18 protein-coding genes and 3 pseudogenes are annotated in these 20,384 nt (G+C 60.6%); 6 read left to right on the top strand and 15 right to left on the bottom strand.

Annotated features, from left to right (window positions below):
- Positions 1–376: 376 nt before the first annotated feature.
- Positions 377–777: pseudogene (locus KTQ42_RS01140) on the top strand (IS30 family transposase); the annotation flags it as partial.
- A 266-nt stretch (positions 778–1,043) separates the two neighbouring features.
- Here KTQ42_RS01140 and KTQ42_RS01135 read toward each other — a convergent pair.
- Complete coding sequence (locus KTQ42_RS01135) at positions 1,044–2,483, bottom strand: tyrosinase family protein (protein WP_217343821.1); 1,440 nt, start codon at positions 2,481–2,483, stop codon at positions 1,044–1,046.
- A 528-nt stretch (positions 2,484–3,011) separates the two neighbouring features.
- Here KTQ42_RS01135 and KTQ42_RS01130 point away from each other — a divergent pair.
- Positions 3,012–3,844: pseudogene (locus tag KTQ42_RS01130) on the top strand (IS5 family transposase).
- A gap of 275 nt (positions 3,845–4,119) precedes the next feature.
- On the opposite strand, the pseudogene KTQ42_RS01125 reads toward KTQ42_RS01130, so the two are convergent.
- Positions 4,120–5,134: pseudogene (locus KTQ42_RS01125) on the bottom strand (IS701 family transposase); the annotation flags it as partial.
- A gap of 290 nt (positions 5,135–5,424) precedes the next feature.
- The gene (locus KTQ42_RS01120) at positions 5,425–6,156 is read right to left on the bottom strand and encodes an XRE family transcriptional regulator (protein WP_283093281.1); all 732 of its coding nucleotides are present in this window, start codon (positions 6,154–6,156) and stop codon (positions 5,425–5,427) included.
- A gap of 427 nt (positions 6,157–6,583) precedes the next feature.
- Here KTQ42_RS01120 and KTQ42_RS01115 point away from each other — a divergent pair, with 427 nt between their 5' ends.
- Genes KTQ42_RS01115 through KTQ42_RS01105 form a run of 3 tightly spaced genes read left to right on the top strand, consistent with a single transcriptional unit; the run spans position 6,584 to position 8,407 of the window.
- Positions 6,584–7,033 carry a hypothetical protein gene (locus KTQ42_RS01115; RefSeq protein ID WP_217343819.1) on the top strand — a complete coding sequence of 150 codons (450 nt, stop codon included), beginning with the start codon at positions 6,584–6,586 and terminating at the stop codon, positions 7,031–7,033.
- Positions 7,030–8,004 (top strand): helix-turn-helix domain-containing protein, encoded by a 975-nt coding sequence (locus tag KTQ42_RS01110; protein WP_217343818.1) that lies wholly within the window; start codon positions 7,030–7,032, stop codon positions 8,002–8,004. Before KTQ42_RS01115 ends, KTQ42_RS01110 begins: the two co-directional genes overlap by 4 nt.
- Positions 8,005–8,023: 19 nt before the next feature.
- Complete coding sequence (locus KTQ42_RS01105) at positions 8,024–8,407, top strand: hypothetical protein (protein ID WP_217343817.1); 384 nt, start codon at positions 8,024–8,026, stop codon at positions 8,405–8,407.
- Between the two features lie 570 nt (positions 8,408–8,977).
- Here KTQ42_RS01105 and KTQ42_RS01100 read toward each other — a convergent pair.
- Together KTQ42_RS01100 and gtdA are read right to left on the bottom strand one after the other, a co-directional pair.
- Positions 8,978–9,685 carry a fumarylacetoacetate hydrolase family protein gene (locus KTQ42_RS01100; protein ID WP_217343816.1) on the bottom strand — a complete coding sequence of 236 codons (708 nt, stop codon included), beginning with the start codon at positions 9,683–9,685 and terminating at the stop codon, positions 8,978–8,980.
- Positions 9,686–9,733: 48 nt separating this feature from the next.
- Positions 9,734–10,786, bottom strand: coding sequence for a gentisate 1,2-dioxygenase (gene gtdA, locus KTQ42_RS01095; RefSeq protein ID WP_217343815.1), 1,053 nt, complete (start codon positions 10,784–10,786; stop codon positions 9,734–9,736).
- 105 nt (positions 10,787–10,891) lie between these two features.
- Here gtdA and KTQ42_RS01090 point away from each other — a divergent pair, with 105 nt between their 5' ends.
- Complete coding sequence (locus KTQ42_RS01090; RefSeq protein WP_217343814.1) at positions 10,892–11,791, top strand: LysR family transcriptional regulator; 900 nt, start codon at positions 10,892–10,894, stop codon at positions 11,789–11,791.
- Here the strand turns inward: KTQ42_RS01090 and KTQ42_RS01085 are convergent.
- From KTQ42_RS01085 to pcaF, 10 genes are all read right to left on the bottom strand, one after another.
- Positions 11,788–12,489 (bottom strand): ABC transporter ATP-binding protein, encoded by a 702-nt coding sequence (locus KTQ42_RS01085; protein ID WP_217343813.1) that lies wholly within the window; start codon positions 12,487–12,489, stop codon positions 11,788–11,790. The two genes, KTQ42_RS01090 and KTQ42_RS01085, sit on opposite strands and share 4 nt — an antisense overlap.
- Positions 12,482–13,237 (bottom strand): ABC transporter ATP-binding protein, encoded by a 756-nt coding sequence (locus tag KTQ42_RS01080; protein ID WP_217343812.1) that lies wholly within the window; start codon positions 13,235–13,237, stop codon positions 12,482–12,484. Before KTQ42_RS01080 ends, KTQ42_RS01085 begins: the two co-directional genes overlap by 8 nt.
- Positions 13,234–14,232 carry a branched-chain amino acid ABC transporter permease gene (locus tag KTQ42_RS01075; RefSeq protein ID WP_217343811.1) on the bottom strand — a complete coding sequence of 333 codons (999 nt, stop codon included), beginning with the start codon at positions 14,230–14,232 and terminating at the stop codon, positions 13,234–13,236. Before KTQ42_RS01075 ends, KTQ42_RS01080 begins: the two co-directional genes overlap by 4 nt.
- Positions 14,229–15,092 (bottom strand): branched-chain amino acid ABC transporter permease, encoded by an 864-nt coding sequence (locus KTQ42_RS01070; protein ID WP_217343810.1) that lies wholly within the window; start codon positions 15,090–15,092, stop codon positions 14,229–14,231. Before KTQ42_RS01070 ends, KTQ42_RS01075 begins: the two co-directional genes overlap by 4 nt.
- A gap of 168 nt (positions 15,093–15,260) precedes the next feature.
- Positions 15,261–15,653: a 4-carboxymuconolactone decarboxylase gene (pcaC, locus tag KTQ42_RS01065; RefSeq protein WP_217343809.1), complete on the bottom strand. Its 393-nt coding sequence runs from the start codon at positions 15,651–15,653 to the stop codon at positions 15,261–15,263.
- Between the two features lie 36 nt (positions 15,654–15,689).
- Positions 15,690–16,469, bottom strand: a complete 780-nt coding sequence (pcaD, locus tag KTQ42_RS01060; RefSeq protein ID WP_217343808.1) for a 3-oxoadipate enol-lactonase — start codon at positions 16,467–16,469, stop codon at positions 15,690–15,692.
- 3 nt (positions 16,470–16,472) lie between these two features.
- Positions 16,473–17,879, bottom strand: a complete 1,407-nt coding sequence (locus KTQ42_RS01055) for a 3-carboxy-cis,cis-muconate cycloisomerase (RefSeq protein ID WP_217343807.1) — start codon at positions 17,877–17,879, stop codon at positions 16,473–16,475.
- On the bottom strand, positions 17,872–18,447 hold the full coding sequence (gene pcaG, locus KTQ42_RS01050; RefSeq protein ID WP_217343806.1) for a protocatechuate 3,4-dioxygenase subunit alpha: 576 nt from the start codon (positions 18,445–18,447) through the stop codon (positions 17,872–17,874). The genes KTQ42_RS01055 and pcaG overlap by 8 nt, the downstream gene beginning before the upstream one ends.
- A 1-nt stretch (position 18,448) precedes the next feature.
- Positions 18,449–19,153 carry a protocatechuate 3,4-dioxygenase subunit beta gene (gene pcaH, locus KTQ42_RS01045; protein ID WP_217343805.1) on the bottom strand — a complete coding sequence of 235 codons (705 nt, stop codon included), beginning with the start codon at positions 19,151–19,153 and terminating at the stop codon, positions 18,449–18,451.
- 19 nt (positions 19,154–19,172) lie between these two features.
- Positions 19,173–20,375 (bottom strand): 3-oxoadipyl-CoA thiolase, encoded by a 1,203-nt coding sequence (pcaF, locus tag KTQ42_RS01040; protein WP_217343804.1) that lies wholly within the window; start codon positions 20,373–20,375, stop codon positions 19,173–19,175.
- Between the last annotated feature and the right edge of the window lie 9 nt (positions 20,376–20,384).

Below are 20,384 nucleotides of genomic sequence, written 5' to 3'. Positions count from 1 at the left end.
CGCCATGTTCAGCCATGCCCCGCCCAGCGGGGTATAGAGCGGCATGACGCCGTGTGAGAACAACCACCCGATCAATGCCGGTATCCGGGCCCCTGCAGGTTGTCCCAGACCAGCAGTAAGCGTAGCGCCGGCAGAACAGGCGGCAGCGTAATGCGGACCTGCGATCCCTGCTGCCAAGATTCCCACACTGCGTGATTCTGATCGGCATTTGTGACCGGCAAGGGCTGGGGTAGGCGATCCAGCACCGCTCCAGTTCCTGCTGCAGCCAGAGATACAGTACCGCATTGGTCGTGTGGGTCACGCCCCGGGCGCGCACTTCGCCACTGCGCGAACAGAATAACGTCAACAACTTGGCTGTCCCGTTGCGCACATACTCGGCAACCAGTCCGCGATCGGCGTGTTCGTTGAGCGCACAAGCCGCCTGGTACTACTGGCGCGCATGGAAGATGCCACTGCCGCCGCTGCGCTGGCGGCCTTCACAGCCGAGCTCAATGCTATCAGTGCGCCGTTACGCCAGAGTCTGACCTACGATCAGGGAAAGGAAATGACCCGCCATGCCGAGCTGGCCGCTAACGTCGGCGTACGCGTCTACTTCTGCGATCCACATAGTCCATGGCAGCGCGGCATCTGTGAGAGCACTAATGCTTGTTGCGTCAGTACTTGCCCAAGGGAACGGACTTGTCGATCTATAGCCAGGAACAGTTCGATGCCATTTCTAACAGCCTCAATACGCGGCCGCGCGCGACGCATAACTGGCTCTCGCCATTACAGGTCTAGGCCGCCGCTCTGGCGAGTGCCCATCAACCCAATACGTCAGTTCATTAACAGCCGTTGCACTTCAGACTTGAAACCGCCCTAGTTAAAGCTGCATTACTGCCGTAAGCGTCGTCCGTGCGCCGTGTAGACAGGGAGATGTGCCAGCGAGATGATTCGGTCGATATGACACATCTGGGTTGTGTCCACGATTGACATCGTGGACGTAATGGATCGCACAGTTTTTTCTCCTTCTCATACGAAGCACTACCACCGCGCCGCAGCACGACTTATGGATTGCTCTCCCAAGGTGCATCGGTTGAAACTTCAATCCTTACTTCTCCTATACGTAGCACCTGTCCCTTCGGGGCATTCTCGCCGCTGATACGCTCGAATGAAATAGTCACTTCCTTCAATTCAGACGAGGAGAAATTAGACAAGACTTCGGTGGCCGGAAATTCCAGAGTGGCCGTTCCATGATGGGAAGCGCCCGCAATCTCGAATGGTCCCACTGTGCCAAGTAAGTATTTCTGTCCCCCATCAGTGGCATCGCCGGAAGGCGGTAGATTGATATAAATGTTATAGAAATAGCCGCCTCGAGCACCGGCACCGAACAGTTGTAGATTGTCCAACACCACCTTGACTGAGCGAAGAGTATTAGCCGCCAATTGCACAGGCGGATTAAGTGCCGCCGACACTGCATTCTGCACCACCTGCACATTAGATGCCGTTAAAGGAAGTTGCGCACTGACCGAAGTTTCAGTAAGAACAACATTGCTTACTCCGCCTAGCGACCGGCTAGTCTGAGAAACCGCCCTTGCTGCCGTGGCTGGGAAATTGCCAAGTCCCGGACGAGGCACAAATCGCGGCATTTCCGCCTGTGTCAGTTTAAATGGACTGGAGGACTTCGCCGATGGCGGCAAAGAAGACGGTTGAGTTTTGTTAGCATAGTCATAGTTCAACGAGCTAGGCGCATAGGTTTGGGATTTCGTAATTGTTAAGCTGGGTGCATAAGTGAAGGACCCGGCCCAGTAAGAGTCAGTCAATGACGGTACCTTCTTTCCTCCAGACAGCACCCATGCATACCACAGTCGGTCGATATTGGCATGGTGCAAATAGAAAATCGGGTCCCGGGGGGACGTCATATTTGCCATTTCCCCACCAATCAAATTGTGCACCGGATTGTGCGGCTTGGACTCAATGCTTGTCTCGAATGCATTTCTAGTATTGCGTTGGAAGTTCACGACCTTAGAAGAGAATGGTGCCAGTGTTAGGGCGCTGTAGACATTGGTACCCGAGCGCGGCACATAAAGTGGATTGCCTGTCGTTGAATTGGTGAAGTCGTCCGGTATTCTCGGATACTTGTAGTAGTCCCAATACGGGAAGGGCATGTCGGCTAATCCTGGCATCTTGCGCAACTGTTGCTCGAAGTAATACAGGTAGCCGCGATGCCATGCAAGGAAGTAAGGGGAACCATGCGGGCAGTATTTGACATGAACGTTGACCCAGTATTCCCAAGATAACGGGTTGCTTGTGTCGGGATATGCGCGCATGTTCTGCACCGCCTTGTAAAAACTGTCGTAATATCCCGACGTCTTAAATTGATTCCACTCAAGACGGATGCTAGGGGGGGCAGTCTGCCCCAACACTAAGCTTGGTAAGGACATCGACGCTATGGCTCCTCCGGCACCTTTGAGGAAATTACGCCGGCTGATGAGTGAAAATGTCATTTCACACCTCTATGCGAAGAAAATGATAAGTAGCTATTAGTGCACCTCTCTGAAGCGCTGCACATTTCACGCTACACCTTTATCTTTGAGCATCCACAGCTTCAGGAAGAAAAAGCATGATTCACATCAGATTAAATACTTGTTCACAGTAGATGTGAAGGCGATGCGCTTCAGCAGAATATGGCTAGTGGTTCACTTGGCATGAAAATCGGTATTCATTCTGGAAATGTCGCTTAGTCCCCCATAGGGGCCAAACTCATCGTTCCCACAAAAATGCCAAGAGCGTTGCCAAGTGACCCACTAGTGAGGCGTTTTAACCTGGATGGGCTGGCGGCGCTAGGGCCACATGGCAAAGGTGGACCCAAGGCGATCTATAATGCTGCTGCCCGCGAGCGCATTCTGGCAGAAGCCAGGCGCACGCTAGATCCCCAACGGGACGCAAATGCAACGTGGTCCTTAGAGACTATTTCAGTAGGGACAAAAGCAAGTTTATGGTTGTCCAAGGCTATGTTTCTGATGGAGGACATCATGGGCATGGTCAAGCAGGACGATGGATGGCGATTGCCGGATGAACTATGGGAACAAATGGCACCGCTGTTGCCACCTCGAAAGCCGCATCCGTTGGGCTGTCACAATCCGCGCGTCCCAGATCGGGCGGCTATGAATGCCATCTTTTTCGTGCTTCGAACTGGCTGCCAGTGGAATGCCCTCAACGCCACTGGTATCTGTTCGAGCACGTCCGCTTACCGACGATTTCGTGAATGGCTTGATGCGGGCGTGTTCGAGGAGTTCTGGCGTCTGGGACTGCTGGCGGCCGACGCCCTGGAAGAAATTGACTGGACCTGGTTATCCCTGGACGGTGCCATGACCAAAGCCCCTCTGGGTGGGGAAAAAAATCGGCCCCAATCCTACGGATCGAGGCAAAGGCGGGGTCAAGCGCAGCCTGCTCACTTGAGGCCCATGGCATTCCTCTGGCAATTGTGATAGACGGCGCAAACCGGCATGACATGAAGCTGGTGAAGCCGACATTGGCTGATTTGAAGCTGCACCGGCCAAGACCGACATCGGCATTTCCGCAAGGACTTTGCCTACATAAAGGGTATGACTATGAGGAGGTGCGCGCGTTGGTCGCTGAGTTTGGCTTTACGGCGCATATTCGTGCGCGTGGCGAAGAGGCCGTCGCGATTAAACAGGAAGCCGGCTTTCGCGCCAGACGTTGGGTCGTCGAGCGTACGCATAGTTGGATGAACCGATTTCGCCGCGTTCTGATTCGTTGGGAAAAACGAGCGGAAACCTATCTCGCGTTTCTTCATCTGGCGTGTGCTGTCATTACCTGGCGTGCAATCGGCCTACTGGGATAGGCACTTAGTACTATAGTTGTATTTCACGGTGCTCTCGTGCGCCGCTGCCAATGGCACATCATTGAAATGGCTTGGTGATGCCGCCGCCAGAGCGACCAACCAATGTTGAATGCCAAACACGGGCGGACACACCAGAGCATCTGCCATTGCAACTTGCGTAGTTCTGGTACGCTGGACGGTACTAGCGCAATCGTTGTCTTTCCCAGCTCTGTATCGTCCTTTGAAAAGTCTTTTTCAAACGTCGGGCGTTGGTCTGCGATGGCATACAAGACAGTCAGGTACGCGTGAGCTGTCATTGCCAGCGTAATATGCCGATGCCAGCCGTGCCAGCTGCGTACTTCATACTGATCCAGCCCGACTTCGCCCTTGGCAGCCTCGAAACACTCTTCAATAGCCCAGCGCGATCCGGCCACCCGAACCATGTCCTGCAAAGGACAGTCGTGGAGCACATAAGCCATGTAGTAAGCGATGTCTTCCGGATTGGTCACACTACGGCGCAGCAGCAGCCAGCGTTCACCTGAGATTTGCCAACTGAGCAAGAGCAGTCTGGCCCAGTCATACAGCCGCGGCCCCTTGGCCCCATTGCTAGCGGCCAGTCGAACCCAGTCTTCAGCTTTGGCAATGGCTGCCAATTGCTGCACGGTGGTCTGCCGCATGGTGGGAAGCCAGTGCCATGACATGCCAGATTTGCTGTTGCTCCAGCCAAACCCGCAGACGACGATTATTGTCATACACCTCATACGCCGTGAACCATTTGAAGGGAACGCCGGCTTGCAGTGCGCGCTCAATCATCTGCCGCGCCATTTCTGGCTTTGTGGCAAAGCGGAAGGTATCAAGTATCTTGGCTGCCAGGCGCTCTTCCTGGCTATCCGTCCACTCTTTGGGCAGATAGAGCTTGCGGTCGATGAGGAGCCTTCCCTTATTGCTGACATAAGCGAGAAACGCGCCGATCTGGCAGTTCTCGATCCGGCCTGCAGTGCCGCTGTACTGCCGCAACACGCCGACCGACTGAGTGCGCTTCTTCAGGAAGCCCGTTTCATCGGCCGCCAGTATCGCATCCGGATCGGGCAGGTACTCCAGCGCATAGTCGCGCATCTCGTCGCGCACCGCATCGGCATCCCAGCGCGCCCGATCCAGCAAATGCTGGATGCTGTATGGCACGGCGTGCCCGGTCGCTTCCGCCAACTGCCAGCCATTCTTGCGCTCGACGGGTCGTAGCAAGCCTTGTAGATAATCCCTGGCTTGCTCCTGCATTTCCTTACGGCCAAAGTGAATACCAATACGATCCATTAGCGCGTTCAAAGTCTGTTGCCATGTCTGGCTTGCGTCCTAATATTTCTGAATAACGCGATCCATGATCACCACTCCGAGAAGCCGCAATCTTGGTTTACATCCAAGAATAGAGCTTGGAAATTATAACTGCAGTACTAAACATCAGGCCGCGTGAGCTGTAGCTAAACCCTTGTGGCCCCGGCTGCTGTAAATAAGTGGTCTATGCGTAAGGCCGCATGGATTGCGGCCACACAGTAGAGTGGATCCATGCTCTCTACTGTCGACAGATCGTACATAAAATCTGGCTTTTATATTTTTTCGCTTAACTTATAGACGACACGACCGATAATGCTGCACTCGCTGTCTGCATATCGTTTGCGCGGAAAACGTCGTGGTGCAGCACTATCCGAGCATAGCCACCAGCGTCCTGCATCGCGTACCAAGCGCCTGATCAAAACTGTTCCTTCATAGGCAAGCACAAAGACCTCGCCATCATGAGGCTGGCGATCGGACAGATTGACGACAAGGATATCTCCGGCATACAGGCCGGGCTCCATGCTGTCTCCATCCATTGCCAGCGCAATCAGCGCTTGATCGTGGTAGCCACGCGTCTGTAGCCATTCCTTTCTAAGATAAACCTCGTCACCTGATCTCTCATCAGCCTGGCCAGCAAACTCGGTGCCCTTGGCGGACGACCGCAATCTGACTGTTCTGATCGAAACCGGGCCCGCAGCTCTATCTGCCTCAGGTGATTTCGGGACGACAAACAGATTCTCAATGTCAGGTTCCGGCACGACCGACACGGCTCCTTCTGCAGCAGCGCCGCGCTCCGCATCCATCCCATCAGTAAGCCACTGAAACGACACCTCGCATGCCGTAGCCAGTTTTTTCAGCGTTTGGGTCGCAGGTCCCTGCTTGCCAACGCCGTTGAGAATGCGGTTAATCGTCGGCTGAGGCACGCCTGAGCGGCGCGCAAGCTCGCTCTGGCTTGCTATACCAGCCCCGTTCATGGCTTCTCGAAGGCGATATGCAATGATCATTTCCACAATATACACAAATGAATAAATTTAGAGCAATTCATTCATAAATAAATTGATAAGCTCAGCCAGTACGTTTAGTGTCGTTGTCATCAAAACAACAAAAGACGACCATGCGTGCAACGTGCAAAACCTATCGCAGTGAAGCGGCCGACTGATGTCGGAACCGATTGTCTCCATCGCAAAAATCCGGGCGACCGCTCAACAAGCCGTTCGAGAAGGCACCTCTGTTCATGACTGCCCGCCTGCGTTTAAGTTTGTAGAACAGCTCTGGCGCGCCGAGTACTGGTTCGCCCACTACGAGATGACCTGCAAGGACCCTGATGAGTAAGTCACGGATCGTCTTACTACCCAGCCCGGCTCCTCTGGGCGACGCAGTTTTCTCCCACATTCCCTACCTCTTATCCCAACCCACTCAAAGAAAGGCTGTATGAAGCGCACTGCCCTCCTTCGCAAAGTCCCGCTAAAGCCACAAAAGAAACCATTACAACGCTCCCCGATGTCACGCGGCCTGACCGGAAAACTGTCCTGGCAATCGCATCAGCGCGTCAAGCAATGCACCCAGAGCAAGAAGCCCAGACGCAAAAAACCACTGAGTGTCGAAACCGCACATTTCAAGCGCGTAGCGATGCTTCCCTGCGCCTGTTGCGGCATTGTCGGATATTCACAAGCAGCTCACAGCAACCGCTATCAGGACGGCAAAGGCGCCCGCATCAAGGCATATTATCTGGCGACCTTTCCCCTTTGCTGCAGCCGGCCGGGCATTCGCGGTTGCCACGTTGAACATGACCAGTGCATCGGCATGACCCGCGAAGAAACCGATGCCCGTACAGCTGTCTATATCGCCGACACACACCGCAAGTTGGGGATACATCAATGAGCATCAGCTTTATGGCACTTGCCTGGAAAACCGACATACCTGCGGGCAGAAAACTGGTGCTGCTATCGCTGTGCGACCATGCCGACAGCCAGGGGGAATGCTACCCCTCCGTCGAAGCCATTGCACATAAATGCAGCATGGGCCAGCGCACCGTGCAGCAGCACATCAGCGACCTGGAACGTGCCGGGATGCTGGTACGCCGGTTCCGCAAAGGCCGCAGTACCCTGTACCAGCTTCACCCGGACAAATTCTTCACACCCGCAGAATCTGCCATACCGCAGATTTCTCCTTCTACCTGTGCAGCATCCGACGCCTTGCCCCCGCAGCATACGCATTATGCCCCTGCAGATCCCGCACCCATAAACGTCAGTGATCCATCAACTAACCGTCAGGTGGTGCGCAGCACGCCTTTGCCGGCCAACTGGGCGCTTCCGCCAAGCTGGGGAGAATGGGCATCGCAACAGCAGCCGACCTGGACCATAACCGATGTGCAGCTCGTGGCTGAGAAATTCCGGGACCATTGGACAACGCTGCCAGGACCGCGTGGCATGAAAGCAGACTGGTTCGCTGCCTGGCGCAACTGGTGCCGCAACGAGCAGCGGTTCAGACGTCAACGGGCAGCAGACTACGGTGCATGGCGGCCAAGAAAGGTCGGAGCCATGGCGAGCCATAGCACGCCGAACCCCGCGCCTCTCCCGGGCGAATCGGTTGCCACCTTCAATACCCGAATCAGACAGCAGTTGGACAAGACAAGTCCGCAGACAACAGTACATCCTCTTCCACCACGCACCGATAGCGGCAAGGGTATGGCGAAACCTACCATTTCTTCAGCAAACCGGGCGGCAGCACTCCAGGCAGCGCGCGCCCTTCAAAGCCGGTGGGTCAGACAACGGCATGAAGCGAATGGCTTACATATAGAGCAGCCACCAGAGAAGCAGATGGTGTCATTTGTGCCTTCACTCGATCAATGAAATTAACGGGGAAAACAATATGGAAAACTGGGAAGTAATACTGAAAGCTGGAGTAGAAGGTGGCAGCATTACGCTGTACGGCAGGTACAACGGCAAAAACTGGGCATTCGAGCGAGACGTCCTCGATCAGACGCCCGCAATGATCGACGAGCCAAACATCCAGTACAAGTCTGACAGAGTGTATTCATGGGAAGAAGCCTTGGGGCTCCTCGACAACCATCCATGGCATCTCTTTTATCCACTGCAAGTCCACCCACTATTTCGAGGCGCTGTCCTCACAGCGGCGATTAGACGCAGCAAACCCGAAATGATGAGTGACGATTACGGTTTTCATAACTGGCTTCATATTTGTGGTGAGCTACCGCAGATTGAATGGAGGCTTGCATTAGGTTGGACCGAATAACGCAGTGACCTGCGATCCTTCTTCGTGGCAGCTGCCTTATCAAGGCACCACAATAAATATTCGATGCTGGCATTCCGGAAATGGTAGAGCTGAAATACTCGATACCCTTGCGGCGAATGGGATTTGAGAAAGGCTTACGTTTCAGCTTTTTGGTTGGCGCTGTTGGTCGCTTAGAGGACTTACGCAACACAACTTGCAGTGTGGAAGTCGATAGGCATTCTGACTCGCACGAGAAGTCTGCTAAGCGATGGATTATCAAATGAATGTGTACAGAGCCCAAAACCACTGTGAACCCTGGAAAAGTATCCGACAACCGACAACTAGAAGCGACACCATAAAATAAGTTTCTAAATAGAAACTATTTAGAAACTTAGTCTTTGATTATAGAGATCTTTTTTATTGAAAGAAAATTTTTGGTGCCGACAACCACAGCATTTTTTAGTCATTTTAGCGACAACCGACAACCGATACTTTGGAAGTGAACTCCTATGTATGTACGAAGATCGACACAATGCTAGTGTCGTCGCTAACCCAGTACTAGTGTAATTTCAAAGTCGATTGCGGGTTTGGTCACACCACCTGTACTTGCAGCCTGCCCAAGCCTGCAATTTCGCCGACCATGGTCTGGCCTGACTTGACAGCGCCCACGCCTTCCGGCGTGCCGGTAAAGATCAGATCGCCCGGCTGCAGCTCGAACAGCGTCGACAGGTTGGCAATGGTTTCCGGCACCGACCAGATCAGGTGGGTCAGGTCGCTGGTCTGCCTGACTGCGCCATCGACAGCAAGGCTGATGGCGCCGCTGTCGATGATGCCGGTTTTGGCAACCGGATGCACCGGGCCGACAGGCGCTGAAAAATCAAAGGCCTTGCCGATTTCCCATGGCCGGCCGGCTTCGCGCATGCGCATCTGCAGGTCGCGCCGGGTCATGTCCAGGCCAACTGCATAACCGTAGATGTGATTGTTGGCGTCTTCCACCGCAATGTTCTTGCCGCCCTTGCCAATTGCCACCACCAGCTCGATTTCGTAATGGAAGTTGACAGTCTGCGATGGATAGGGAATGGTCGCGGTCTCGCCGTCGGCTACCGGAACGATGGAAGCATCGTCATTGGGCTTGCAGAAGAAGAATGGCGGTTCACGGTCGGGGTCGAAGCCCATTTCGCGCGCGTGGGCCGCGTAGTTGCGTCCGACGCAATAGACGCGACGCACCGGAAAGCTGGCCGCCTCTCCGGCAACAGGAAGGCCGACGATGGCTTGTGGGGGAATAACGTAATTGCTCATGATGGCCTGTAAAAAACGATAACGGTGAGGGGCCAGGCGGCGTGCCGCCTAGTCCGCGAATTCTTCACGCAGTATGCCCAGCGCTTCGTGGATGGGCCGGTCCGAATAGCTGAACAGCACGGCGCCCTCTTCACTGGACAGGGACAGCGAAGCCCACGATGGCACCACGAAAACGTCCTGCGGCTCGAACTGGAAGGTCTGGTCGCCGATCCGGGCGCTGCCGCGGCCTTCGGTAACGCAGTAGACGGTGCCTTCGGTCGAACGATGCGGCTTGCCCCTGAATCCCTTGGGCAGCAGCTGCATGCAGGTGCCGATGGTGGGCATGGCCCAGCCGCCGGTGGTGGGATTGATGTATTTCATCTTGATGCCATGCCAGGCGTCGATTTCGCTGTTGCGCTCCAGCGCATGCAATGCCTCCCGCGTGCGGCTGTAGGGATAGCTGAAGATCGGCGAAGTCAGTCCGGTGTTGACGCGGCGCACCGGCGCCATGTTGGCGCCGTAGCGGGCATAGCTGCTGCCTTCCGGATGGCGCACGGTCTGCGATTTGCTGACATCGTCGTTCTCGGCGAAACCGGCGTCGAAGAAGCGCACGGTCGGGATATCGAGGCCATCGAGCCAGACCACCGGCTCGGTGACGCCGTCCACGCCTTCATTGCCATGGTCATGCCAGCGCCATGACGGGGTGATGATGAAGTCGCCCGGATGCATGGTGGTGCGCTCGCCTTCCACCGTGGTGTAGGCGCCCTTGCCGTCAATGACGAAGCGCAACGCCGACTGCACATGCCGGTGCGATGGCGCCACCTCGCCGGGCAGGATCAGCTGCAGGCCTGCATACAGCGACTGGGTGATTGCCGATTGCCCCGGAAGGCCGGGGTTTTCCAGTATCAGCACGCGCCGCACCGCTTCCTCGGCGGTGATCAGCTCGCCCGACTGCATCAGGAAAGGCTTGACCTCGCGGTAGCGCCACAATGCCGGCACGCAGGCGGTGGTGGGGCTTTTCGGCACCAGCGCATGCAGCACTTCCCATAATGGCGTCATGTGATGCGGCCGGATCGACTCGTACAGCGCCCTGCGCGCAGCGTTGTCCTTGGACTGGTTCATGTGGTTTCCTCCTCAGGAATGGCGGGATGATGGCAAAATGCTTCTATCATGTAAATATATGAAACTGCATAATGTGCATTGCGATTCGCAATAAAGGAGCAATGCATGGCCCGGTTCGACATGGAATTGCTGGCGGTATTCGAGGAAATTTACAGCAGCGGCAGCATCACGCGTGCGGCTGAAAACCTGGGCATGGCGCAGCCCACGGCAAGCATCGCGCTCTCCAGGCTGCGCCGCCATTTCGGCGACCCGCTGTTCGTCCGCACGCCGCGCGGCATGGAGCCGACGCCGCATGCGCTTGAAATCCTGGAAGACGTGCGCGCAGCCACCGCTGCGCTGCACAGCGCGCTGCGCCACAAGAAGGAATTCGCGCCGGAACACAGCGAGCGCGAATTCAAGATCTGCATGACCGATATCAGCGAGATCGTGCTGCTGCCCACCTTGCTGAATCACCTGAAACAGGTGGCGCCAGCGATCCGCATCGATGCCACCACGATTTCTCCGGACACGCCCATGCAGCTGGCAAGCGGCGAAGTCGACCTGGCGGTGGGCTTCATGCCGCACCTGGAAGCGGGCTTCTATCAGCAGAAGCTGTTCGACCAGAACTTTGTCTGCCTGCTGGCAGCCGACCATCCGCGCATCGCCGGCACGATGACGCGCAAGGCCTTCCTGAATGAAGGCCATGTGCTGATCAAGAGTTCCGGCACCGGCCATTCCATCGTGGAGAAAAGCCTGAATGCGAAAGGCATAGCGCGCCGGATCGTGCTGCGGGTGCCGAGTTTCCTGGGCGTGGCCAGGATCGTCGCGCAAACGGAATGCATCGCCACCGTCCCGCAACGCTTTGGCAGCGCCATGGTGCAGCAGGAAAACGTGAAGATGCTGCCGCCGCCGGTCAGGCTGCCCGATTTTTCGGTCAAGCAGCACTGGCACGAACGCTTCCATGCCGACCCGGCCAACCAGTGGCTGAGGAAGATGGTGGCGCAGCTGTTCCTGGATCGGGCCTAGGCCACCGCTACCAGCCGGTCCAGCCTTTCGCTATCAGCCAGCAGGCCCTCACTGCTGCCCGCATGCACGATGCGGCCACGGTCCAGCACAATGGCTTGCCTGGTGATCGACAGCGCCAGCCGCGCATGCTGCTCGACCACGATCACCGAAAGGCCTTCCTCGCTGATGAGCTTGCGGATCACCCGCATCAGTTCCTGCACGATGATGGGCGCCAGGCCCTCCATCGGCTCGTCCAGCAACAGCAGCTGCGGATTGGTCATCAGCGCGCGGGCAATGGCCAGCATCTGCTGTTCGCCGCCGGAGAGCTGGTTGCCCATGTTGTCGCGCCGCTCCTGCAGCCGCGGGAGGATGTCGTAAATGCGCTTCAGGTTCCATGGTCCCGGGCGGGCGACGACGGTCAGGTGCTCCTCCACCGTCAGCGAGGGAAACATGTAGCGCTCCTGCGGCACCCAGCCTAGGCCGGCCTGGGCGCGGCGGTGGGTTGGCACGCGGCCGATGTCGGCGCCGCGCCAGCGTATCGTGCCGGCATGCTGCTGGGTCAGCCCCATGAGCGTGACCAGCAGCGTGCTCTTGCCCACGCCATTGCGGCCCAGTAGCGCCAGGCTGTCGCCTTCCTGCATCGCCAGGCTGATGTCTTCCAGCACCACCGATTCGCCGTAGCCGGCGCTTACTTTGTCCAGCGCCAGCAACTCAGCCATGCTCCGCCTCCCCCAGATAGACTTCCTTCACACGCTGGTCGGATGCGATTTCCTGCGGCGTGCCCTCGCACAGCACCTTGCCGCCCACCAGCACCGTGATGCGCTCGGCAAACTTGAACACCAGGCCCATGTCATGCTCGATGAACAGCACCGTGACGTCGCGCGGCAGCCCGGCAATGACTTCGAAGAGCTCGGCGCTCTCGGCCGACGGTATGCCCGCCGCCGGCTCGTCCAGCAGCAGCACCCTGGGCCGGGTTGCCAGCGCCAGCGCGATTTCCACCAGCCGCTGCTTGCCATACGGCAGGCTGCGGGTGACGACATGGGCGTCGCGCTCCAGCTTCAGCGTAGCCAGCAGGGCCATGGCTTCGTCAGCCTGGGCACGCTGCCGCGCCACCGTCTGATACCAGACGCGATGACGGCCGTCCCGCTCGCAGAGCGCCAGCATCACCGATTCCAGCACGGTCAGGCCGGCGAACAGGGTGTTGATCTGGAAGGTACGGGTCATGCCGCGCTTGACGCGGACATGCTGCGGCAGGCCGGTGATGTCTTCCTCCCCAAGGAAGACCTGGCCTGAAGTCGGCGCGAAGCCGCCTGTCAGCAGATTGATGAAGGTGGTCTTGCCGGCGCCATTGGGCCCGATCAGCGCGTGCCGCGCGCCGGGTGCGAAGTTCAGGCTGATGTCGCTGTTGGCCTTGAACGCGCCCCATTGCTTGGACAGGCCCTGGGTACGCAATGCGATGCCGCTCATGGCTGTGCTCCGTTGCGGTTCTTCTTCAACAAGGGCCCGGCCAGGCGTTCCAGCCCGCCCAGGATGCCGCCACGGGCAAACAAGACGATCACGATCAGCAGGAGGCCGATCCAGAACTGCCAGTAGGCCGGGTTCAGGCCGGCGATATAGTCCTGCGCCAGCATGAAGACAGTGGCGCCGACCAGCGCGCCATACAGCCGGCCAGTGCCGCCCAGCACCAGGATGATCAGCAGCTCGGCGGAACGGGCAAAGCCTAGCGAATCGAGGCTAACGAACTGGGTGGTCTGCGCCAGCAGCGCGCCAGCCACGCCGGCAACCGCGGCGCCCACGGTGAAGATCGCGGTCAGGCGCTTGTTGACGTCGGCGCCGATGGCCGGCATGCGCCGCCCGCCTTCCCGTATGCCCTTCAGCGACAGGCCGAATGGCGAGTTGACCAGGCGGCGCAACACCACGAACAGCAGGAACAGCACCACGAAGCTGTAGAGGAAGGCGGTCTTGCCGGCCAGGTCGAACTCGAACACGCCGAGCAGCTTGCCGACCATCATGCCGGACAGGCCGTCGACGCCGCCGGTGACAAAGGCTGCCTTGTTGGCCGCTTCGAACAGCATCAGGCCGATGCCCAGGGTGACCATCAGCCGGGTCAGGTCCTGGCCGCGCACGATCAGGAAGCTCACCAGGTAACCCGCCAGGGCCGATACGGCGGCGGCGGCGAACAGGCCGCTGATGGGCTCGCCCCAGCCGTGCACCGCCAGCAGGCCGGCGGTGTAGGCGCCCAGGCCGAAGAAGGCGGCATGGCCGAGCGAGACGATGCCGGCATAACCCAGGATCAGGTCGAGCGACATCGCGAACAGGCCGACGATCATGATCTGGCTGACCAGCACCAGGTAACCCGGCGCGAGGAAGTACGCTGCCAGAGGCAGCAGCCAGAACAGGATTTCCAGCGGCTTCCAGCGGCCATCCGCCAGGCCGTGTGTCACAACAGGCGCGGTGCTCATGAGCGCCTCACGATCAGGCCGTTGGGGAACAGCAGCAGCAGGATCACCATCAGCCCATAGATCACGAAGGCGCCGACTTCAGGCACGTAATACTTGCCGGCGACATCGAAGATGCCCAGCACGATGGCGGCCAGCAGCGGCCCCTTGACGGTGCCGGCGCCACCCACGGCCACCACCAGCAGGAAGTAGACCATGTACTTGATCGGGAAGGTCGGGTCCAGTCCCAGCACGTCGATGCCCAGGCCGCCGCCGAGCCCTGCCAGGCCCGAGCCCAGCGCAAAGGTCAGCGAGAACACGCGGCTGACATTGATGCCCAGGCCGGCCGAAGCCTGCTGGTTGTCGACCGAGGCGCGGATCTGGGCGCCGAAGCGGGTGCGTTCGATCAGCCAGCCCAGGGCCAGCGTGACCAGCACCACCACGCCGATCAGGAACAGCCGGTAACTGCCCACATCCAGGCCCGCGATATGGACCTGGCCGCGCAGCCATTCGGGCAGTTGCACCGGTTGCTGCGACGGACCGAACAGATAGGTTGCGCCGGCCACTGACATGAAGGTCAGGCCGATGGAAAACAGCACCTGGTCCAGGTGGCTGGCCTTGTAGAGCCGGCGGTACAGCGCGCGCTCCAGGACGAAGCCGGCCGCGGCGCTGGCGGCAAAGGCCAGCGGCAGCGTCAGCAGGAAAGGCATGCCCAGCCGCGACAGCAGGGTCACGCAGACAAAGCCGCCCAGCATCGCAAAGGCGCCGTGGGCCAGGTTGACGAAGTTCATCAGTCCCATCGTCACCGACAGGCCGACGCTGATCAGGAACAGCAGGCTGCCGTAAGCAACGCCGTCGAACAGCACGCCGATCAGATTGCCCATGCGCGGCCCCTATTGTGCTCAGCCGTCCTCATTGCCGCGCCGGACATGGCGCGCCTCCTCATTGCCAGCATGATGTCTCTGCTCCAGTTTATTTGTCGTTATTGATCTTGGAAACGCGGCCTGCCGGGTGTCAGGCCGCGGGTACAACGCGGGACGGTTCCCCCTGCCCTACTGCGCACCGCCGGCATCCATCTCGCGGAACACTTCCTGCGCCAGCGCGAAGGCGGAATTGGCCGCGGGCACGCCGCAGTAGATCGCCGCCTGCAGCAGCGCTTCCTTGATTTCGTCGCGGGTGACGCCGTTGTTCGACGCCGCGCGCAGATGCAGCTTCAGTTCCTCTTCCCGGTTCAATGCGACCATCATGCAGATCGTCATCAGGCTGCGGGTATGGCGCGGCAAGCCGGGACGGGTCCAGATCTCGCCCCAGGCATAGCGGGTGATCATGTCCTGGAATTCCGAGGTCAGCTCGGTTTTTTTTGCCTGGGCGCGGTCGACATGGGCGTCGCCCAGCACCGCGCGCCGCACCGCCATGCCGGCCGCGTGGCGTTCCTGGTCATCCATTGCTTGCTCCTTGTTTGATGGCATTCGGGCTGTCAGTCAGGCGGACAGGAAGTCGACCAGCGTGGCGGTGAACTGATCCGGCTGCTCCCAGTTCGACAGATGGGCGGCATCCAGCTCGACATAGCGGGCGCCGGGTATCGTGTCCGCCGCGGCGCGGCCGTCGGCAGGCGGTGTGGCCAGATCATGGCTGCCTGAGATCACCAGGGTGGGCACGCGGATGGCGGCGATCTCGCTGCGCTGGTCCATGTCGCGCACCGCGGCGCAATTGGCGGCATAGCCTTCCGGATCGGTGGCCAGCAGCATGCCGCGCACGGTCTCCACCTGCTGCGGCGCGCGCTGCTGAAAGCCGGGCGTGAACCAGCGGTCGATCACGCCGCCGGTGATGGATTCCATGCCTTCGGCACGCACCTTGTCGATGCGGGCATTCCAAAGGTCCGGCGTGCCGATCTTGGCGGCGGTATTGCACAGCACCAGGCGATCGATGCGCCCGCCATGATGGGTGCCCAGCCACATGCCTATCATGCCGCCCATGGACAGGCCGCAGAAATGCGCCCGCTGCATGCCGAGCTGGTCCATCAGGGCCAGCACGTCGCCGCCGAGCTGGGCGATGGTGTACGGCCCGGTCGCCACGTCGGACTTGCCGTGGCCGCGGCAGTCATGCCGCAGCACGCGGAAGCGCTGCAGCAGCGCCGGCATCTGCGGCGCCCACATTTCCAGGCTGGTGCCGAGCGAATTGGACAGCACCAGCACAGGTGCATCTTCCCTGCCCTCGATCTCGTAATGCAGCGTCACGCCGTTATGGCTGATGGAACCCATGCTTCATTCTCCTGCGTCTGTAGTGTCTCTTGTCTGCTGCTGTTTGCCGCGTGCGTGGCTGGCCAGCACACGGTCGACGAAGGCGCCCGCCTCGCCGGTGTAACTGGCCGGATCGAACAGGCGGTCAAGTTCTTCGGGGGAGAGATGCTGGCTCAGCTGCTCATCCTCGCCGATCACGTCGCGCAGATGCCTTTGCGCGGCCGCGGCACGGGCGCTTGCCTGTTCCACCAGCTTGTGGGCAGCCATGCGGCCTATCCGCGCGCCCAGCGCCAGCATGACCGCTTCGCCCATGATCAGGCCGTGGGTGATGTCGACATTGGCCCGCATGCGCGGCGCATCGACGACGAGGCCGGCCACTACGTCGCGCATCTGGCGCAACGCGCCTGACGTGAGCAGCGCGATATCGGGCAGCGTGTCCCATTCGGCCTGCCAGCCGCCCAGTGCCCGCTCATGCTCCTGCACCATGCCCGACAGCATGGTCGACACCAGGCCGGGCACCCGCACGGCGGCGCTGAGCGCCACCGCGCAGCCGACCGGATTGCGCTTGTGCGGCATGGTGGACGAGCCACCGCGGCCGGGTGCGGAAGGCTCGGCGGCCTCGGCCACATCGGTCTGCATCAGCAGCGACAGATCACGCGCCAGCTTGCCCAGCGTGCCGGTGATCAGGCCCATGACGGTGGCGGCTTCGGCAACCCGGTCGCGCTGGGTATGCCAGGGCAGATCGGGCAATGCCAGGCCAAGCTGCCGCGCCAGCGTGGCGGCCACAGCCTGTCCCTGGTCGCCGAGGCTGGCCAGCGTGCCGGCGGCGCCGCCGAACTGCAGCGCCAGCGCGCGGCTGCGCACTTGCTGCAGCCGCTGCCGGTGGCGCAGCACGGCGTCCAGGCAGCCGGCAAGCTTCAGGCCCAGGCTGGTCGGCAGCGCATGCTGCATCCAGGTGCGGCCGATCATGATGGTGTCGCGATGCTGGCGGGCCTGCCCGGCCAGCGCATCGGCCAGCGCGCACAGGTCCGCATCCAGCAGGTCCAGCGCATCGCGCAACTGCAGCACCAGGCCGGTATCGATCGCGTCCTGGCTGGTCGCGCCCCAGTGGACATACTTGCCGGCTTCCTCGTCCTGCCGCAGCACCGCCGCCGTCAGTTGCTTCACCAGCGGTATGGCCAGGTTGCCGGCCGCCGCGGCGGCCTGCGCCAGTGCCGGCAGGTCCAGCCTGGCGGCGTCGCAGCAGGCGACGATGGCAGCCACCGCCGCCTCGGGAATCACGCCATGCGCCGCTTCGGACCGCGCCAGCGCGGCTTCGAAATCCAGCATGCGCTGGACCGCCTCGGTGTCGGAGAAAACGCGCAGCATTGCGCCGCTGGCCGACATCGGGCCGGTCAGCGTGAAGGCCGTTTCAGCGCCCTGTTCAGACATCGAGAAACACGGTTTCAGGACGGCCGCCGGGGGCTTCCTGCAGCACGATGTCGAACTGGTAGCTGCCGGCCTGGCCTGACGGCAGGGGCTGCGCGATCAGCGTGGCGCGGCGCTCGGCCGGCACCGCGTTGAGCAGCGCATCCCCGGCATGGCCCGCGCCGTCGGGGAAGTAGATCCGGGTCACCAGGTGCTTCAAGAGGCCGCGGGCAAAGATAGTCACCGCGATGTGCGGCGCCTGCATGGTATCGCCCGGACCGGGCACCGGGCCCGGCATGATGGTGGAAAAGCGGAAGTGGCCGGTGGCGTCAGTCGGCGAGCGGCCGAATCCGCAAAAGCCCGAAGTTGCGGCAGGCTGCCCGGCGCCGGCATAGTTGCCCCGGGCGTCGGCCTGCCACAGCTCGACCAGCGCATCGGTCACAGGCGCGCCATTGCCGTCATAGACCCGGCCTTCGATGCTGATGCGCTGGCCCGGCACGTCGGGGCCGGCCATCTCGGTGGTGATCAGCCAGTCGGTCCCGATATGCAAATAGGGGCCGATGGTCTGCGAGGAAGACATTTGCAGGCTCATCTCATTTCTCCATCGGGGTGGCGTCGCGGCCGCGCAGGATGATGTCGAAGCGGTAGCCCAGCGCGTATTCGGGATTGGTGGTTTCCCAGTCGAAGGTCGAGATCAGCCGGTTGCGGGCGCGCTCGTCGGGGATGCTGGTAAACATCGGGTCGTAAGGCAGCAGCGGGTCGCCAGGAAAGTACATCTGGGTCACCAGGCGCTGCGCGAAGGCATTGCCGAAGAGCGAGAAATGGATGTGCGCCGGCCGCCATGCATTGAAATGGTTGCGCCACGGGTAGGCGCCCGGCTTGATGGTCAGGAACTGGTAGCGTCCATGCTCGTCAGTCATGGTGCGGCCGCCGCCGGTGAAGTTGGGATCGATCGGCGCATCATGGTTGTCGTTCTTGTGGGGATAGCGGCCGGCCGCATTGGCCTGCCATATCTCCACCAGCGAATGCTTCACCGGCCGGCCGTTTTCGTCGAGCACGCGGCCGCTGACGAGGATGCGCTCGCCGATCGGCTCGCCGGCATGCTGGTGCGTCAGGTCGTTGTCGCCAGCCTTCACGTCCTCATGGCCAAACACCGGGCCGGTCACTTCGGTCAGCGTCTGCGGCAGGATGATCAGCGGCTTGGCAGGCGCGCGCGTGACCGTCGAGCCGTACGGCGGGTAAAGATAGTCCGGCTGCGTGCTGTGAAACGGCCGCCGGTACTGTGCCTGATTGGCCATGGTTTTTCTCCGGTATGACTCAGACGCGCTCGATGACCATGGCGATGCCCTGCCCCACGCCGATGCACATGGTGCACAGCGCGAAGCGGCCGCCGGTGCGGTGCAGCTGGTACATCGCGGTGGTGACCAGGCGCGCGCCGCTCATGCCCAGCGGATGGCCCAGGGCGATTGCGCCGCCATAGGGATTGACGCGCGGGTCATTGTCGGCCACGCCCAGTTCGCGCAGCACGGCCAGGCCCTGCGCGGCAAAGGCTTCATTGAGCTCGATGATGTCCATCTGGTCTATCGTCATGCCCAGTTGCGCCAGCAGCTTCTTGGTGGCGGGCGCCGGGCCGATGCCCATCACCCGCGGCGCGACGCCGGCGGTGGCCATGCCGACGATGCGGGCGCGCGGCGTCAGGCCATGGCGGCTGGCGGTGGCTTCATTGGCCAGGATCAGCGCGCAGGCGCCGTCGTTGACGCCGGACGCATTGCCGGCAGTGACGGTGCCATCCGGACGCACCACGCCCTTCAGCTTGGCGAGCGCTTCGATGCTGGTGGCGCGCGGATGCTCGTCCTGCGAGACCGTGATGGGCTCGCCCTTCTTCGGGCGGATCACGACCGGCGTGATCTCCTCGGCCAGCGAGCCGTTCTTCTGCGCGGCGGCCGCCTTGTTCTGGCTGGCCACGGCGAAGGCATCCTGGTCTTCGCGGCTGATCTTGTAGTCGGTGGCGACGTTTTCCGCCGTCTCGGGCATGGAATCGACGCCGTACTGCGCCTTCATCAGCGGATTGACGAAGCGCCAGCCTATGGTGGTGTCGAAGATGCTGGCGCTGCGCGAGAAGGCGCTGTCGGCCTTGCCCATCACGAACGGTGCGCGCGTCATGGACTCGACGCCGCCGGCGATCATCAGGCTGGTTTCGCCGGACTTGATGGCGCGGGCCGCGGTGCCCACGGCATCCATGCCGGAGCCGCACAGGCGGTTGATGGTGGCGCCGCCGATTTCCTGCGGCAGGCCTGCCAGCAGCAGCGACATGCGCGCCACATTGCGGTTGTCCTCGCCGGCCTGGTTGGCGCAGCCGTAGATCACGTCCTGCACCGCGGTCCAGTCCACGTTGGGATTGCGCTCCATCAGGGCGCGCAGCGGAATGGCGCCCAGGTCGTCGGCGCGCACGTCCTTCAGGGCGCCGCCGTAACGGCCGATGGGAGTACGGATGGCGTCGCAGATAAAGGCTTCAATCATGATGTCGTC

It is taken from the genome of Noviherbaspirillum sp. L7-7A (assembly GCF_019052805.1).
In the GTDB taxonomy this organism is placed as follows: domain Bacteria; phylum Pseudomonadota; class Gammaproteobacteria; order Burkholderiales; family Burkholderiaceae_D; genus Noviherbaspirillum_A.
Note: the sequence above shows the minus strand (reverse complement) of the source record. Positions and strands in the feature narration are given on the sequence as shown.

Excerpts from the sequence above, each read along its gene's own strand:
- KTQ42_RS01135 (WP_217343821.1), bottom strand. The coding sequence starts at position 2,483 with ATGACATTTTCACTCATCAGCCGGCGTAATTTCCTCAAAGGTGCCGGA.
- KTQ42_RS01120 (WP_283093281.1), bottom strand. The coding sequence starts at position 6,156 with ATGATCATTGCATATCGCCTTCGAGAAGCCATGAACGGGGCTGGTATA.
- KTQ42_RS01115 (WP_217343819.1), top strand. The coding sequence starts at position 6,584 with ATGAAGCGCACTGCCCTCCTTCGCAAAGTCCCGCTAAAGCCACAAAAG.
- KTQ42_RS01110 (WP_217343818.1), top strand. The coding sequence starts at position 7,030 with ATGAGCATCAGCTTTATGGCACTTGCCTGGAAAACCGACATACCTGCG.
- KTQ42_RS01105 (WP_217343817.1), top strand. The coding sequence starts at position 8,024 with ATGGAAAACTGGGAAGTAATACTGAAAGCTGGAGTAGAAGGTGGCAGC.
- KTQ42_RS01100 (WP_217343816.1), bottom strand. The coding sequence starts at position 9,685 with ATGAGCAATTACGTTATTCCCCCACAAGCCATCGTCGGCCTTCCTGTT.
- gtdA (WP_217343815.1), bottom strand. The coding sequence starts at position 10,786 with ATGAACCAGTCCAAGGACAACGCTGCGCGCAGGGCGCTGTACGAGTCG.
- KTQ42_RS01090 (WP_217343814.1), top strand. The coding sequence starts at position 10,892 with ATGGCCCGGTTCGACATGGAATTGCTGGCGGTATTCGAGGAAATTTAC.
- KTQ42_RS01085 (WP_217343813.1), bottom strand. The coding sequence starts at position 12,489 with ATGGCTGAGTTGCTGGCGCTGGACAAAGTAAGCGCCGGCTACGGCGAA.
- KTQ42_RS01080 (WP_217343812.1), bottom strand. The coding sequence starts at position 13,237 with ATGAGCGGCATCGCATTGCGTACCCAGGGCCTGTCCAAGCAATGGGGC.
- KTQ42_RS01075 (WP_217343811.1), bottom strand. The coding sequence starts at position 14,232 with ATGAGCACCGCGCCTGTTGTGACACACGGCCTGGCGGATGGCCGCTGG.
- KTQ42_RS01070 (WP_217343810.1), bottom strand. The coding sequence starts at position 15,092 with ATGGGCAATCTGATCGGCGTGCTGTTCGACGGCGTTGCTTACGGCAGC.
- pcaC (WP_217343809.1), bottom strand. The coding sequence starts at position 15,653 with ATGGATGACCAGGAACGCCACGCGGCCGGCATGGCGGTGCGGCGCGCG.
- pcaD (WP_217343808.1), bottom strand. The coding sequence starts at position 16,469 with ATGGGTTCCATCAGCCATAACGGCGTGACGCTGCATTACGAGATCGAG.
- KTQ42_RS01055 (WP_217343807.1), bottom strand. The coding sequence starts at position 17,879 with ATGTCTGAACAGGGCGCTGAAACGGCCTTCACGCTGACCGGCCCGATG.
- pcaG (WP_217343806.1), bottom strand. The coding sequence starts at position 18,447 with ATGAGCCTGCAAATGTCTTCCTCGCAGACCATCGGCCCCTATTTGCAT.
- pcaH (WP_217343805.1), bottom strand. The coding sequence starts at position 19,153 with ATGGCCAATCAGGCACAGTACCGGCGGCCGTTTCACAGCACGCAGCCG.
- pcaF (WP_217343804.1), bottom strand. The coding sequence starts at position 20,375 with ATGATTGAAGCCTTTATCTGCGACGCCATCCGTACTCCCATCGGCCGT.